The organism is Chengkuizengella sediminis, from assembly GCF_010078385.1.
In the GTDB taxonomy this organism is placed as follows: domain Bacteria; phylum Bacillota; class Bacilli; order Paenibacillales; family KCTC-33759; genus Chengkuizengella; species Chengkuizengella sediminis.
Genome location: NZ_SIJC01000007.1, coordinates 61,065 through 74,734, shown reverse-complemented (window position 1 = coordinate 74,734; position 13,670 = coordinate 61,065). Strand labels below are relative to the sequence as shown.

Below are 13,670 nucleotides of genomic sequence, written 5' to 3'. Positions count from 1 at the left end.
TACACACTAGTGAACATTGCAAGGTACTGAAAAAAATATAATTTGGATAATCAACTTCTTTAGGTAGTCAGAAGATTAGATGCACTTAACACTCTGTTTAGTTAGCATCTTTATACAAATGAACTTAAACGTTATTATGCTGCTATTATCATATTCAATAAAAAATCTACAGTTAAGTATTAATAAAAGACCAAATCAAAACGAGATTTGGTCTTTTCTGCTATTTTTTATATTTTTCTAAAAATAAGTTATGTATTATGATCAGTCAATTTTTTATCAATCAAGAATTAACTTTAATATAGTTCTAAATCTATTGTATTTTAATCTCAGAACCCACAGGCACAATATGTATCCATGTTTTACCTGATAATAATGGAATCTCTTGTTGGTTTTCATCAAAAGCACGAATGATCCCATGAACATATTCCCAAGTAATTGATTTTACTTTGCCCGATTGAATGATGTAACCTGTTCCTGGTCCGTATACATCCACATCTCTTCGTCCAACATTGTCTAAAATATAGTGATTCGCTTCAGCGATGAGGATATTGTTTGCAATTAACTGCTCATCAGTTTCACGATCTTTATGTGCTTCCCCCGCCATATAGCGATAGTACACATTTTCTTCTTCGTTAAATTCATAGTTCACTTTATATCCAAGAAGATAGGGGATTTCTACTTGATTTGCAGGATCTCCATCAAGTATTGTCTCTACATCTGCGAACGTCATTTCTACATCTGTCCATGTATCACGATATCCTTTATTTGCTGCACCTTTACGTATTAATTCAGTATTGGTATAGAGATTATGTGGAGGTCTGCGATCATCACTACGCCAGTAATAAGCACCATCTCCATATACTTCGTCAAAATTAGGAAGACCACGCCCAGAAATCATATTCATCGCTTCCTGACTCCAACCAGCATGTACAATTAATGCATCTAATCCTTCACCAATCTCAACAAAATAAGGTCTAATACTGCGAACTGGTCCAATGATTTCTGGTGATTCACTTTGAAAAACAGATACAAATCTTGTGATTTCACCTTCAGCTAAAATCTCATAAACAACATCTGCTAAATGTAATCCACTCTGCGGTCTTGCTAATGGCGAATTTTCTACCATAACCATAACCGGACGCTGTACTGCTTCCTCTTCAGTTCCTACTCCAGTTAACGGAAAAACATAAGGATAATCAATCTCAGGTTCCTCAATTGGTTCTTCAACAATTGGCTCTTCTTCAACTACTTCGACGGTTTCTATCACTTCTTCTGCTTCATTTGGGAGGGTTTCTGCGCACCCAGCAAAAAATATCGAACAACATAATACAAAGATAAATAATCCTAAACTTCTCATTCTCACGAATCAACCACCTGCTATGAATTTTTTATAGAATTGGCATTTCTATTAAACCATAGATTAGATAAATTTTACAGCTAAAAATTTCCTCTGTTACCATTCAATTATTTTTAAGTGATAAAAACAATCGAGGTATGGTTGGGACAATTTCCTCATGGTGGAATGTTAAAACTATTTTAAAACGTAAAAAAGGCGCTATCAAATGGACAGCGCCTTACTTGTATATCTCTCAATATTAATCTCTGGATAACCCCAAAAATTGTAACAAGTACAAAAATAAATTAATGAAACTTAAATATAAACTAAGCACAGCTAGTGGGATCATTTCGTCTGCAACTCCGTTTTTATAACGAGAAATATCATACAAGATAAATCCTGAGAAAATTAAAATCCCTGCAAATGAAATGGCAAGTCCTAATGTCCCTGAGTGTAAAGCTGGAAAAAATATTCCGATTATACTAAGACCAATTAATGCAAATAACCCAACCATAAGAAATCCACCTAAAAAGCTAAAATCTCTTTTTGAATTATAGGCATATACTGATAACCCAACAAAAATTAATACAGTTAACAATAAAGCTGTAGTAACTAATGATCCTGCACCTGCTGCCACATAAGCACCAATGATACTATACAATGTAATCCCACTTATAAAACAGAAGGTATACGTAAATGCATAACCAATTGGCTTTCCTCTACGACGGATAAACATAGAGGCAACAATCATTACTAATTGTACAATCACTAGTGGAAACATTAATGCAGCAGGTACTTGTGTTCCTACTAAAGTCCCAACAAATGAGATCAATAGAGAAATCGTAAACATTCTCATCAACTTATGAAACGAATGATTATACGTATCCTCATACTCACCTGTAAACGTTTGGTTTTGCTGATACTCCATATTACTGAACTCCTCACTTTCAATCATAAAATAAAACAGATAATAGTATTTTACCATATATCTATATGTTTTGCTTTTCCAACTATGTATTTAAACTTCTATACATAAGTTCCGATTGAATATATAAGTTAAAAATATCCAAATTAGCCCCTTTATAAAACCGACTATTTAGTCTAAAATAAAATAAGGTCTAAAAATATATGGGAGGTTTAAAAAATGGATACCGTGTTGGTTGCTGGTGCAACAGGATATTTAGGACGTTTTGTAGTAAATGAATTAAGTGAGCGTGGTTACAGAGTAAAGGCTTTAGTAAGAAATTCTGACGCTTTGAAATATCGAGGTAATTATTTTGAACCGAAGGTTATAGATAAGATAGATGAAATCATAGAAGGGGATATTACAAAACCAGAGACATTAAAAGAGGTTTGTAATGGTGTGAATTATGTATTCACATCAGTAGGTATTACCAAGCAAAAGGACGGATTAACTTATATGGATGTAGATTATCAGGGGAATTTAAACCTACTTAGAGAAGCTGAGTCCTGCAACGTTAAGAAGTTTATCTATATTCATGTTTTAGGAGACCATTTAGATGTTCCTGTGCTGCAAGCTAAAAAAAGATTTGTTCAAAAACTAAAACAAAGCCCTATAAATCACCTAATTATAAAACCAACAGGATATTTTTCTGATTTAACAGAGTACTTGGAAATGGCTGCGAAGGGGAAAGTATATCTTATAGGAGATGGCAAAAACAAAATGAATCCGATTCATGGCAGCGATCTGGCAAAATTCTGCGTTAATAATTTTGACAAGGATAACGTTGAACTTGAGGTTGGAGGTCCAGAGGTGCTCAGCTATAAGAAGATGGCTAATCTTGCTTTTAAGTCTGCAGATAAAAAAGAAAAAGTAGTAAATGTACCAATTTGGGTAGTTAGTCCTTTCATTCGTTTGTTAAAAATATTCAATAAACGTTATTACGCATTAGCCTTATTCTTTTGTAATGTGATGACAAATGATATTGTTGCACCTCGTTATGGAAAAATAAAACTTGAAACATATTATAGAGATTTTATGGAGAAAAGGAATGATACAAGTAAATCATGAAGAAAATATCAGAGAAATCGAAAAAGAAAAAGGAACATATTTTACAGTCAACCATTGAACTAATCGTGGAAATAGGTTTGGAAAAAATCAGTATCAACAAAGTAGTTAATAAAGCAAACGTCAGTAAAGGTGGGTTTTATTATTATTTTTCGAATATTGACGATTTAATTAAAGAAACTTTCATTTTTTCAATAAATAATAGCTTAGAAGGGATAAAAATAGAACAGGGAGTGTCTTTAGAAAAGAACCTTAAACAATTTAATAGAGACCTAATCCAGTCCATAAAACATAAATCTGAAAATCTCTCCATGATGTTTTTGTTTATCAGTAAATGTTTTCAAGATCCAAAATATAAACAGGAATTTGTAAAAATGAAGAAGAGAATCATGGAAGAGAACATTGTTTCTAAAGAGCTAACTGAACACTACTCCATTGATCAAAAGCTCTTAAAAATTGTGGATATGTTGAGCATTGGAATGATTGTACATGGCCTGATGGATGAAGATGAGGATGGACTTATTAAGTTATGTGATGATATTGTTGATAAATTGTTAGTAAAATAACAATAACCTGTAATATTAGTATGAACATGTTAATATTATTAAAAATAATTGTACACATATTTATAAAAAAATGCCCTTACTCTAAATTTGAGTAACGGCATTTTAACGTGGATTGAAAGTTCAATAGCTCACTTTCAATAAATTTTAACTTCTATATCCACTTTTTATTGTTGTGCAACTAGTGCTTTTTGTGCTATATCCGTACGATAATGTTTTCCTTCATATTGAATCTTTTCAACATCAGCATACGCTTTTTGTCGCGCTTCTGCGATATTTGATCCAGTTGCTGTCACACCTACTAAACGACCTCCATTTGTTACGATTTGTCCATCTTTTAAAGCCGTTCCAGCATGGAAAACAACAGAACTTTCTACCTGATCTAAACCAGTCATCGAAATGCCTTTTTCATAAGCCCCTGGATAACCTCCTGAAGCTAATACGACACAAACTGCAGCTTCTTCACTCCAGTTGATTTCTAGTTCTTGCAGTCTGCCATTGATCGTCGCTAAAAAGATATCTGCTAAATCCGTTTGTAAACGTGACAGAACAACTTGCGTTTCCGGATCTCCGAATCGACAGTTGAATTCAATCGTTTTTGGTCCGTTCTCCGTAATCATCAAACCAGCATATAAAATACCTTTAAAAGTTCTTCCTTCACTCACCATCGCTTTAGATGCTGGTATTAGAATGGTTTCGATGGCTTCATCCACAACGGCTTGTGGAATATGGGGTACAGGGGAATAAGTTCCCATCCCTCCAGTATTCGGTCCTTTATCTCCATCAAAGATGGGTTTATGATCTTGTGAAGGAACCATCGGACGAACGACTTCACCATCCACAAACGCTAAAATGGACATCTCTTGTCCTTGTAAAAACTCTTCAATCACTACGTTATTACCTGCTTCACCAAAAACTTTATCCAACATCATGTCTTTTAAAGCCGCTATTGCTTCTTCCATCGTCTGCGCTACAATGACACCTTTTCCAGCTGCTAATCCGTCCGCTTTGATCACGATAGGCAGATTTTGTTGATGTAAATACTGAAGTGCATTTTCATAAGAATCAAAAGATTCATATGCGGCTGTTGGTATGTTGTATTTTTTCATCAAATCTTTCGTAAATACTTTACTTCCTTCAATAATCGCTGCATTTTTCCTAGGACCAAATACAGGAATATGAATGGATTCAAAATAATCTACAATCCCAGCAAAAAGAGGGTCTTCTGGTCCGACTACAACGAAATCTATGTTTGTCTTTTTTGCAAATTGCCCTAACTCTTCGAAGTTATGTTCATTGATGTCCACACATTCAGCTATTTCAGCAATGCCCGCATTACCAGGTGCACAATAAATTTGCTCTACTTTTGGACTTTTGTTTAATGCCCATATGATTGTATGTTCTCTTCCACCTCTACCTATGACAAGAACTTTCATTTTTTAACCTCCTATTCAAAATCTAATTTAACTGGCAATTATGATCATATTGATTAAGATCCTAATGTTTAAAATGTCTCACACCTGTAACTACCATGGCAATCCCATATTCATTTGCAACTTTTATAGATTCTTCGTCTTTTATAGATCCACCAGGTTGAATCACTGCGGTTATTCCTGCTTTTGCAGCTAATTCTAATGTATCACCCATTGGAAAAAATGCATCGGAAGCCAATATAGATCCCTTTGCTTTTTCTCCTGCTTGTTGTATTGCAATATTAGCAGCACCTACTCGGTTCATTTGTCCTGCTCCTACCCCGATAGTCATATCATCATTTGCTAATATGATCGCATTAGACTTTACATGTTTTACAACCTTCCAACCAAATAATAACTGCTTCAATTCTTCCTCAGTAGGTTTGCGATCTGTCACAATCTTAATGTCTTCATCCGTTAATTGGTACGTATCAATATCTTGAATTAACATGCCATCGTTCACTGATGTAACAATTCGGTCTTGTTTGTTAGTTTGTTGCGCTGCTCCTAGTTTTAATAAACGAATGTTTTTCTTTTTTGTTAAAACTTCAATGGCTTCCTCTGTATAACTAGGGGCAATAATAATTTCTAAGAAAATCTCATGTAGTTTCTCTGCTGTTTCTTTTCCGATTTCACGGTTAAAAGCGACAATACCTCCGAATATAGAAACAGGATCTGCTTCATATGCTTTTTGATAAGCTGCTTCAATTGTCTCCCCAATACCTACTCCACAAGGATTCATATGTTTTACGGCAACGACAGCAGGTTCATTAAACTCTTTTAAAATTTGTAAAGCCGCATTCGCATCGTTGATATTGTTATAAGATAATTCTTTTCCGTGTAATTTCTCAGCTGTAGTAATATTCCCTTCATCTGCTAAAGGTTTGCGATAAAATGCCGCCTTTTGATGAGGGTTTTCCCCATAACGTAAATCCTGCACCTTTTCATAAGTTACTGTATATCTTTCTGGGAATTCCTCACCCATTTGTTCTGATAGATAGTTTGAAATAAGAGAATCGTATGCTGCTGTATGACGGAAGACTTTTGCAGCTAGTTTTTTTCTAGTTTCTAATGAAGTATCTTCACTCTTTTTGATCTGCTCAATCACTTCAGCATAATCATTGGAATCTACGACTACTGTAACAAATGCATGATTTTTAGCAGCAGATCTTAACATTGTTGGTCCACCGATGTCGATATTTTCAATTGCATCTTCGTAAGTCACGTCTGATTTCTCAATAGTTTGTTGGAATGGATATAAATTGACGACAACCAAATCGATATAATCCAATTCTAATTCGTTCATTTGCTGTTGATGTTTTTCACTATCACGCACAGCTAGTAAACCACCATGTACTGCTGGGTGAAGTGTTTTTACTCTACCATCTAAAACTTCTGGAAAACCTGTCACCTCGGAAATACCAATAACAGGCACACCTTTTTCTTCTAATAGTTTTTTAGTTCCTCCAGTGGAAATAATCTCTACACCCAATTTGGATAACTGATCAGCAAATTCTACAATCCCTGTTTTATCCGATACACTGATCAATGCTCTTTTAATACTCACGTATAGTTCCTCCCTGTTATTTGTATATTTATTGATTATTGAAATAGGATTTTCCGATCCAATTAACCTATTCATCAGTAACCAATTATGATTTTGATAAATTGAATAGAAATAAAGGTATTTCATGGTCTTATATTGCTATTTTTAACACTCTTTTTAAAATAAGGGTATTTGTTGGTCTTAAATTCACTGTTTTTCCCATTTTCATAGCAAAATCCAATTAAATCACTGATTTAAGACCATTATTTACCTTTATTTTTTATACAGGGCTTATTTTTGCTTAAATAAGACCGCTAAATACCGCTATTTTTTAAATACACCTATTGATTGGATAATATCCTTCACTATGTTTACAAAAGTATTTATTGATGCTAACCAGAAACGGTAACCCTTCTATATATAAAACTTCTGTTGAGAATAGATACGGTTTTAATGATGTCTCAGCTTATTCTATATGGAATAAGCCGCTTAGTTTCTATTCACCTATTTGTTTACTTCTGGGGTCCCCGAAAAGTATTCGGATATTACATCATTGATTATTATTCACTTTTTGGGGTAAAAGCTAACTTTTCTACCTTCTAACTTAACTCTTCCCTCTGCAATCCAATCAATCACTTCTGGATAAATACGATGTTCTACTTTATGAATGTTTTGTTCTAGTACCTCTATTGTATCTGTTTCATGAATTTTTACAGGCTCTTGTTTAATAATCGGTCCTGTATCCATGCCATTATCTACAAAGTGCACCGTGATACCTGTTACTTTCACACCATATTCATAGGCTTGCCCTATGGCATCTAATCCTGTAAAAGAAGGTAATAGTGATGGGTGAATGTTAATCATTTTTCCATAGTAAGGTTTCACCAAAGTATCCGTAACCAGACGCATATAACCTGCGAGTACGATGAGATCGATTTGTTTTTTTTGTAATTCGTTTACAATTTCTTGTTCATACATCTCTCTCGAAGTGTAATCCTTAGGTCGAAATGCAAATACAGGAATCCCCGCGTTCTTAGCTCTTTCTATCACTTTTGCCTCAGGTCTGTCACAAACAAGAAGCTCGATATGGATATCCAGCTTCCCTTGATTGATATGATCTAAAATGGCTTGAAAATTTGAGCCACTTCCTGATGCAAATACAGCTATACGAAATGAACTCATTTTATTTCATCTCCATTAAATGTCACCTTTTGACTCCCTTTTGTTACTTTACCAATTTGATAAATAGATTCACCTTGTTGTTCTGCAATGTGAATTACTTCCTCAGCATCGTTAGCGGATACAACGATAACCATACCGATTCCCATATTAAATGTACGAAACATATCCGCTTTACTAATGTTCCCTTTACTTTGCAACAATGAGAATATTGCAGGCACTTCCCAAGAACCATCTTTAATATCTACATTCACACCTTCAGGTAAAACACGAGGAATGTTTTCAATAAAACCTCCACCTGTAATGTGTGATAGTCCCTTTAACTGAACTTTTTCCAACATAGATAAAACAGGTTTAACATACAGTTTCGTTGGTTTTAGAAGCACATCACCAAGTTTTCCATCTAATTCATCTAAATGGTCATTCAGCGTGTATCCAGCGTTTTCAAGTAATAGTTTACGAACTAATGAAAAACCATTGCTATGAACCCCACTAGATGCTAATCCTAGCACGAGGTCTCCCTCTTGAATGGAAGAACCGTCGATCATTTTCTTTTTGTCTACAACACCAACAACAAACCCTGCAATGTCATATTCTCCTTCAGCATACATACCTGGCATTTCTGCGGTTTCCCCACCGATTAATGCACAACCAGATTGTTTACAGCCATCTGAGATGCCTTTGACAATGGACTCGATTTTTTCGGGAATAACTCGATCACAAGCTAAATAATCTAAGAAAAATAATGGCTCTGCACCTTGAACGATAATATCGTTTACGCACATTGCTACAGCATCAACACCAATGGTGTCATGTTTGTCCATTGCAAATGCAAGTTTTAATTTAGTACCAACACCATCTGTTCCAGAAACAAGAATGGGTTCTTCATATTTATCTTTATTTAATGAAAATAAACCGCCGAATCCACCTAGATCCGTTAATACCTCTGGACGAAACGTATTTTTTACGTGTTTTTTCATCCGTTCAACTGCTTCATTACCGGCGTTAATGTCTACACCAGCCTGTTTATAAGCATCAGACATTTTCTCTCACTCCTCAAGAACAAAATTGATTACCAGCACAAGAATTGCTGGTGCCTTGTCACCAGTTCTTGGATGAACTGGTGCAGGTGTTTACTTTCACAGGACGTGCTGGTCCATCGTTTGTACCACTTACGAGCTAGCACTATAAGCCTACTCAACAAGATGGCACTTTCGTTGGGTATTTCTCATCAAAACAAGCAAAACACATCCCATGTGTTTCCACATTTTTGCCTATAGATTTGACTAATCCTTCTTGACTTAAAAAGGTAAGTGAATCCGCATTAATCGATTGTCTGATTTGTTCTACTGTTTTGGCCGAAGCAATTAATTCTTCTCTACTTGGTGTATCTATCCCATAAAAACAAGGATTCTGAAACGGAGGAGAAGTGATTCTTACATGTACTTCTGTTGCACCTGCTTCTCTAAGTAAATTAACAATTCTTTTGCTTGTCGTTCCACGTACGATAGAATCATCAATCATAATGACACGTTTTCCTTCTACAACTTTACGAACCGCACTCAGTTTCATTTTTACACCTTGTTCACGTAACTCTTGGTTCGGCTGGATGAACGTCCTGCCTGTATATCTATTTTTAATCAATCCTAATTCGTATGGAATTCCAGTTTGTTCTGCAAAACCAATCGCAGCTGAAATACTTGAATCAGGAACACCTGTTACTACATCTGCATCTGTAAATGCTTCGGTAGCTAATTGTCTACCCATTTGTTTACGAACGGTATGAATATTATTATTTTCAATATCACTGTCTGGTCGTGCAAAATAAATATATTCCATGGAGCATAAAGCACGTTGTTTAGGTTCAGAAAAACGATCTTCCCTCATTCCATTCTCATCTAAAATAATCATTTCTCCAGGGTTCAGATCACGAACAGCCGTTGCTCCAACAGCATCAAATGCACATGTTTCCGAAGTAAATAAAAACGCATCACCAAGTTTCCCCATTGAAAACGGACGTAATCCATGAGGATCTAAAGCAGCAATCAATTTATGCTGTGTCATAAATAAAAATGCAAATGCACCATCTACTTGTTGTAAAGCTTCCTTCACTGCATCTTCCAGCTTTTCATGTTTGGATCTCGCAATTAAATGAGCTACAACTTCCGTATCACTTGAAGTTTGAAAGATGGAACCTTGCTGTTCTAATTTTTTTCTTAAATCAGGTGCATTCACTAAATTTCCATTTGTTGCGAGCGCTAAATCCCCTTCTTTGTATTTAAAAACAAGCGGTTGAGCATTATTAATTCCACTCTCACCTGAAGTAGAGTAACGAACATGTCCTATTCCAATGGAACCAGCTAAATCAAGAAGTTTATCATTCTCAAATGTCTCTTTTACTAAACCCATACCCCGATGATAATGAAATTGTGTACCATCTGAAGTACAAATCCCCGCACTTTCTTGGCCTCTATGCTGTAGAGAATGAAGCCCATAATAAGAAAGGAAAGAAGCCTCGGCGTGTCCAAACACACCAAAGACTCCACACTCCTCTTTTAATTTATCAAAAACTTCGGGGTCCATTCCTTCATTGTAGTAATTGCCTGTCCATAGAGGGTATTTTACTTCATAAGACATGGAATCGCATCCTTCCAAACCTTTTCTAGTTGTTCTACAGATGACTGGATGACTTGCTGATCATTCACATGGATGTGAAGGTCTGAGTTGTTAGTCACTTTTCCTACTTTTTGATAAGATACAGCTTGCTCTAAAAGCCATTTCTCTAATGTTTCAGCTTGTTCAGGAGTTGCGGATAATAAAATCCTGGACTGACTTTCACTGAATAAAGCTACATCTGAGCGTAAGTTCGTTTGGAAGTTAATTTCTGCTCCTTTATCCCCGCTGATACATGATTCTGCTAATGCAACAGCCAATCCACCTTCCGATAAATCATGAGCAGAAGCAACTAAACCTTTTTGAATAGCTTGAAGCACTGTATCTAATAATAATTTTTCTTTATTTAAATCTAAAACAGGTGGTTTCCCTTCTGTTTTCCCGTGAATGATCGTTTGAAACTCACTACCACCTAATTCATCTTTTGTATCTCCTAATAAGAAAACGATGTCTCCATCATTTTTAAATGCTTGTGTAGTAATGTGATCAACGTCGTAAACAAGACCGACCATACCTATAACAGGTGTAGGATTGATCGCACCTTTATTGTTTTCATTATATAAACTTACGTTTCCACCTATAACAGGTGTATTTAAAACATTACACGCTTCAGCAATGCCTTCTGCTGATTGATCCAGTTGCCAGAAGATTTCTGGTTTATCTGGATTTCCAAAATTCAAGTTGTCTGTGATTGCAAGTGGCTCTGCACCAGAACAAACAATATTTCTTGCCGCTTCACTCGTAGCAATTTTCCCACCAACCACTGGATCGAGGTAAACAAAACGACTATTACAATCTGTTGTCATTGCTAATGCTTTACGTGTTCCACGAATCGTGACTACAGCAGCGTCTGAACCAGGTTGTACTGCTGTACTTGTACGCACCATATAATCGTATTGATTGTATACCCATTCTTTACTTGCAACGGTCGGAGAAGCTAGGATGTCTTTCAATGCTTGATTCAAGTCCTTCACTTCATCATAGGAAAGTTCTAATTTCTGGTTACTTTCATAATAAGCAGGTACTTTTGATGATTTGTTATACACTGGACATTCATCCACTAAAGCTGTTACAGGCATATCTGCAACAAGCTCTCCTTGATGGAATAGCTTCAAACTTCCGTCATTTGTAACTTTTCCAACCTTTGGACAATCTAATCCCCAACGTTTAAAAATTCCTACTGCTTGTTCTTCATGTTCAGGTTTTATCACAAATAACATACGTTCTTGAGATTCAGACAACATCATTTCATAAGCTGTCATGCCTTCCTCACGTTGTGGTACTTGATCTAAATACAATTCCATTCCGTTTCCTGCTTTACTTGCCATTTCAGAACTAGAACATGTTAAACCTGCTGCACCCATATCTTGAATCCCTAGTACAATACCTGAATCGATCAGTTCAAGGCAAGCCTCCATCACAAGTTTCTCCATAAAAGGATCACCAACTTGCACTGCAGAACGTTTCGCCTGTGTTTCTTCTGTTAATTCCTCAGAAGAGAATGTGGCACCGTGTATTCCATCTCGTCCAGTTGCTGGTCCAACATAAAATACGGGATTACCTACACCTTCAGCTACCCCTTTTTGAATTTGATCATGATCAATTAAACCAACACACATGGCATTCACTAGCGGATTCCCTTCATAGCTATCATCAAAATTGACTTCTCCACCTACGGTTGGAATTCCGATACAGTTTCCATATCCTGCAATCCCTTCAACCACGTGTTCAAACAAATATTTTACACGATCATTATTTAAGCTTCCGAATCTCAAAGAGTTTAATAATGCGATTGGACGAGCTCCCATGGAAAAAATATCACGAATAATGCCACCAACTCCTGTTGCTGCCCCTTGGTAAGGTTCTACTGCTGATGGATGATTATGACTTTCTATTTTAAAAACAACGGCTTGATTGTCGCCAATATCTACGATTCCTGCACCTTCCCCAGGACCCATTAGAACACGTTCTCCTGTTGTTGGGAATTTTCTTAAAATAGGCTTGGACGTTTTATATGAACAGTGCTCTGACCACATCACACTGAAAACACCGATTTCTGTATAGTTCGGTTTACGACCTAAAAAACCACATATTTTATCGAATTCTTCGTCTGTAACACCAAACTGTTGATAGATTTTCTGATCTGCAATTTGTTCTATTGTTGGTTCTTTAACCGATTGCAACGCCATTTTTTTCCCTCCATGCACTTAAAACTGATGTGAACATTTTTTTACCATCTGCTGAACCTAAAAGTTCATGAACTGCTCGCTCCGGATGAGGCATCATGCCAAGAACATTCCCTTTTTCATTACAAATGCCAGCAATATTTTCAACAGAACCATTTGGGTTTTCACCTTCATACGTAAATACGATTTGATTGTTTGTTTTTAAAGAAGCTAACGTCGTTTCGTCACAATAATAGTTTCCTTCCATATGAGCAATCGGGATATCAATAACTTCCCCTATCTTATATTCATGTGTAAAAGGATTTGTATTGTTTTGTACTTTCAAATCACTGTGATGGCAGCGAAACTTTACAGTATCGTTTATTCTCATCGCTCCAGGCAGTAAGCCAGATTCTAATAAAATCTGAAATCCGTTACATATGCCAATAATATATTTTCCTTGCTCTGCTGCTTTGACCACTTCATTCATGACGGGAGCAAATCTAGAAATTGCACCACTTCTTAAATAATCTCCGTAAGAAAAACCACCAGGTAAAATAATGCAATCATATTTTGATAGATCTGTTGCTGTATGCCATACATATTCTACAGATTGCTCAGTCGTATCCTCGACTGCTTTATAACAATCTATATCACAATTGGATCCTGGAAATACTAGAACTGCAAAGTTCATTTGATATCTGCCT

Annotated in this window: 11 protein-coding genes; 2 read left to right on the top strand and 9 right to left on the bottom strand. The window is 35.9% G+C overall.

Annotation, left to right across the window (positions count from 1 at the left end; genetic code table 11):
• Positions 1 to 310 precede the first annotated feature (310 nt).
• Positions 311 to 1,357 carry a DUF3048 domain-containing protein gene (locus EPK97_RS14665; protein ID WP_240903839.1) on the bottom strand — a complete coding sequence of 349 codons (1,047 nt, stop codon included), beginning with the start codon at positions 1,355 to 1,357 and terminating at the stop codon, positions 311 to 313.
• Positions 1,358 to 1,595: 238 nt separating this feature from the next.
• On the bottom strand, positions 1,596 to 2,264 hold the full coding sequence (locus EPK97_RS14660) for a Bax inhibitor-1/YccA family protein (RefSeq protein ID WP_162037378.1): 669 nt from the start codon (positions 2,262 to 2,264) through the stop codon (positions 1,596 to 1,598).
• A 216-nt stretch (positions 2,265 to 2,480) separates the two neighbouring features.
• Between EPK97_RS14660 and EPK97_RS14655 the strand changes: the two genes are divergently transcribed.
• Positions 2,481 to 3,368, top strand: coding sequence for an SDR family oxidoreductase (locus tag EPK97_RS14655; protein WP_162037377.1), 888 nt, complete (start codon positions 2,481 to 2,483; stop codon positions 3,366 to 3,368).
• The gene (locus EPK97_RS14650; protein ID WP_162037376.1) at positions 3,365 to 3,931 is read left to right on the top strand and encodes a TetR/AcrR family transcriptional regulator; all 567 of its coding nucleotides are present in this window, start codon (positions 3,365 to 3,367) and stop codon (positions 3,929 to 3,931) included. The genes EPK97_RS14655 and EPK97_RS14650 overlap by 4 nt, the downstream gene beginning before the upstream one ends.
• Positions 3,932 to 4,095: 164 nt before the next feature.
• Here EPK97_RS14650 and purD read toward each other — a convergent pair whose 3' ends face one another.
• The 7 genes from purD to purQ all read right to left on the bottom strand — a co-directional run bounded on the left by purD (position 4,096) and on the right by purQ (position 13,657).
• Positions 4,096 to 5,364: a phosphoribosylamine--glycine ligase gene (gene purD, locus EPK97_RS14645; RefSeq protein ID WP_162037375.1), complete on the bottom strand. Its 1,269-nt coding sequence runs from the start codon at positions 5,362 to 5,364 to the stop codon at positions 4,096 to 4,098.
• Positions 5,365 to 5,425: 61 nt separating this feature from the next.
• Complete coding sequence (gene purH, locus EPK97_RS14640; protein ID WP_162037374.1) at positions 5,426 to 6,967, bottom strand: bifunctional phosphoribosylaminoimidazolecarboxamide formyltransferase/IMP cyclohydrolase; 1,542 nt, start codon at positions 6,965 to 6,967, stop codon at positions 5,426 to 5,428.
• A 543-nt stretch (positions 6,968 to 7,510) separates the two neighbouring features.
• On the bottom strand, positions 7,511 to 8,128 hold the full coding sequence (purN, locus tag EPK97_RS14635) for a phosphoribosylglycinamide formyltransferase (RefSeq protein ID WP_162037373.1): 618 nt from the start codon (positions 8,126 to 8,128) through the stop codon (positions 7,511 to 7,513).
• Positions 8,125 to 9,168 carry a phosphoribosylformylglycinamidine cyclo-ligase gene (gene purM, locus EPK97_RS14630; RefSeq protein WP_162037372.1) on the bottom strand — a complete coding sequence of 348 codons (1,044 nt, stop codon included), beginning with the start codon at positions 9,166 to 9,168 and terminating at the stop codon, positions 8,125 to 8,127. The genes purN and purM overlap by 4 nt, the downstream gene beginning before the upstream one ends.
• 154 nt (positions 9,169 to 9,322) lie before the next feature.
• Positions 9,323 to 10,762: an amidophosphoribosyltransferase gene (gene purF, locus EPK97_RS14625; RefSeq protein ID WP_162037371.1), complete on the bottom strand. Its 1,440-nt coding sequence runs from the start codon at positions 10,760 to 10,762 to the stop codon at positions 9,323 to 9,325.
• Complete coding sequence (gene purL / locus EPK97_RS14620; protein ID WP_162037370.1) at positions 10,747 to 12,987, bottom strand: phosphoribosylformylglycinamidine synthase subunit PurL; 2,241 nt, start codon at positions 12,985 to 12,987, stop codon at positions 10,747 to 10,749. The genes purF and purL overlap by 16 nt, the downstream gene beginning before the upstream one ends.
• Complete coding sequence (purQ, locus tag EPK97_RS14615; protein WP_162037369.1) at positions 12,968 to 13,657, bottom strand: phosphoribosylformylglycinamidine synthase subunit PurQ; 690 nt, start codon at positions 13,655 to 13,657, stop codon at positions 12,968 to 12,970. The genes purL and purQ overlap by 20 nt, the downstream gene beginning before the upstream one ends.
• Positions 13,658 to 13,670 lie beyond the last annotated feature (13 nt).

What these genes read in the sequence shown, in the direction of transcription:
- EPK97_RS14665 (WP_240903839.1), bottom strand. Translation starts at nt 1,357, where the DNA reads ATGAGAAGTTTAGGATTATTTATCTTTGTATTATGTTGTTCGATATTT.
- EPK97_RS14660 (WP_162037378.1), bottom strand. Translation starts at nt 2,264, where the DNA reads ATGGAGTATCAGCAAAACCAAACGTTTACAGGTGAGTATGAGGATACG.
- EPK97_RS14655 (WP_162037377.1), top strand. Translation starts at nt 2,481, where the DNA reads ATGGATACCGTGTTGGTTGCTGGTGCAACAGGATATTTAGGACGTTTT.
- EPK97_RS14650 (WP_162037376.1), top strand. Translation starts at nt 3,365, where the DNA reads ATGAAGAAAATATCAGAGAAATCGAAAAAGAAAAAGGAACATATTTTA.
- purD (WP_162037375.1), bottom strand. Translation starts at nt 5,364, where the DNA reads ATGAAAGTTCTTGTCATAGGTAGAGGTGGAAGAGAACATACAATCATA.
- purN (WP_162037373.1), bottom strand. Translation starts at nt 8,128, where the DNA reads ATGAGTTCATTTCGTATAGCTGTATTTGCATCAGGAAGTGGCTCAAAT.
- purM (WP_162037372.1), bottom strand. Translation starts at nt 9,168, where the DNA reads ATGTCTGATGCTTATAAACAGGCTGGTGTAGACATTAACGCCGGTAAT.
- purF (WP_162037371.1), bottom strand. Translation starts at nt 10,762, where the DNA reads ATGTCTTATGAAGTAAAATACCCTCTATGGACAGGCAATTACTACAAT.
- purL (WP_162037370.1), bottom strand. Translation starts at nt 12,987, where the DNA reads ATGGCGTTGCAATCGGTTAAAGAACCAACAATAGAACAAATTGCAGAT.
- purQ (WP_162037369.1), bottom strand. Translation starts at nt 13,657, where the DNA reads ATGAACTTTGCAGTTCTAGTATTTCCAGGATCCAATTGTGATATAGAT.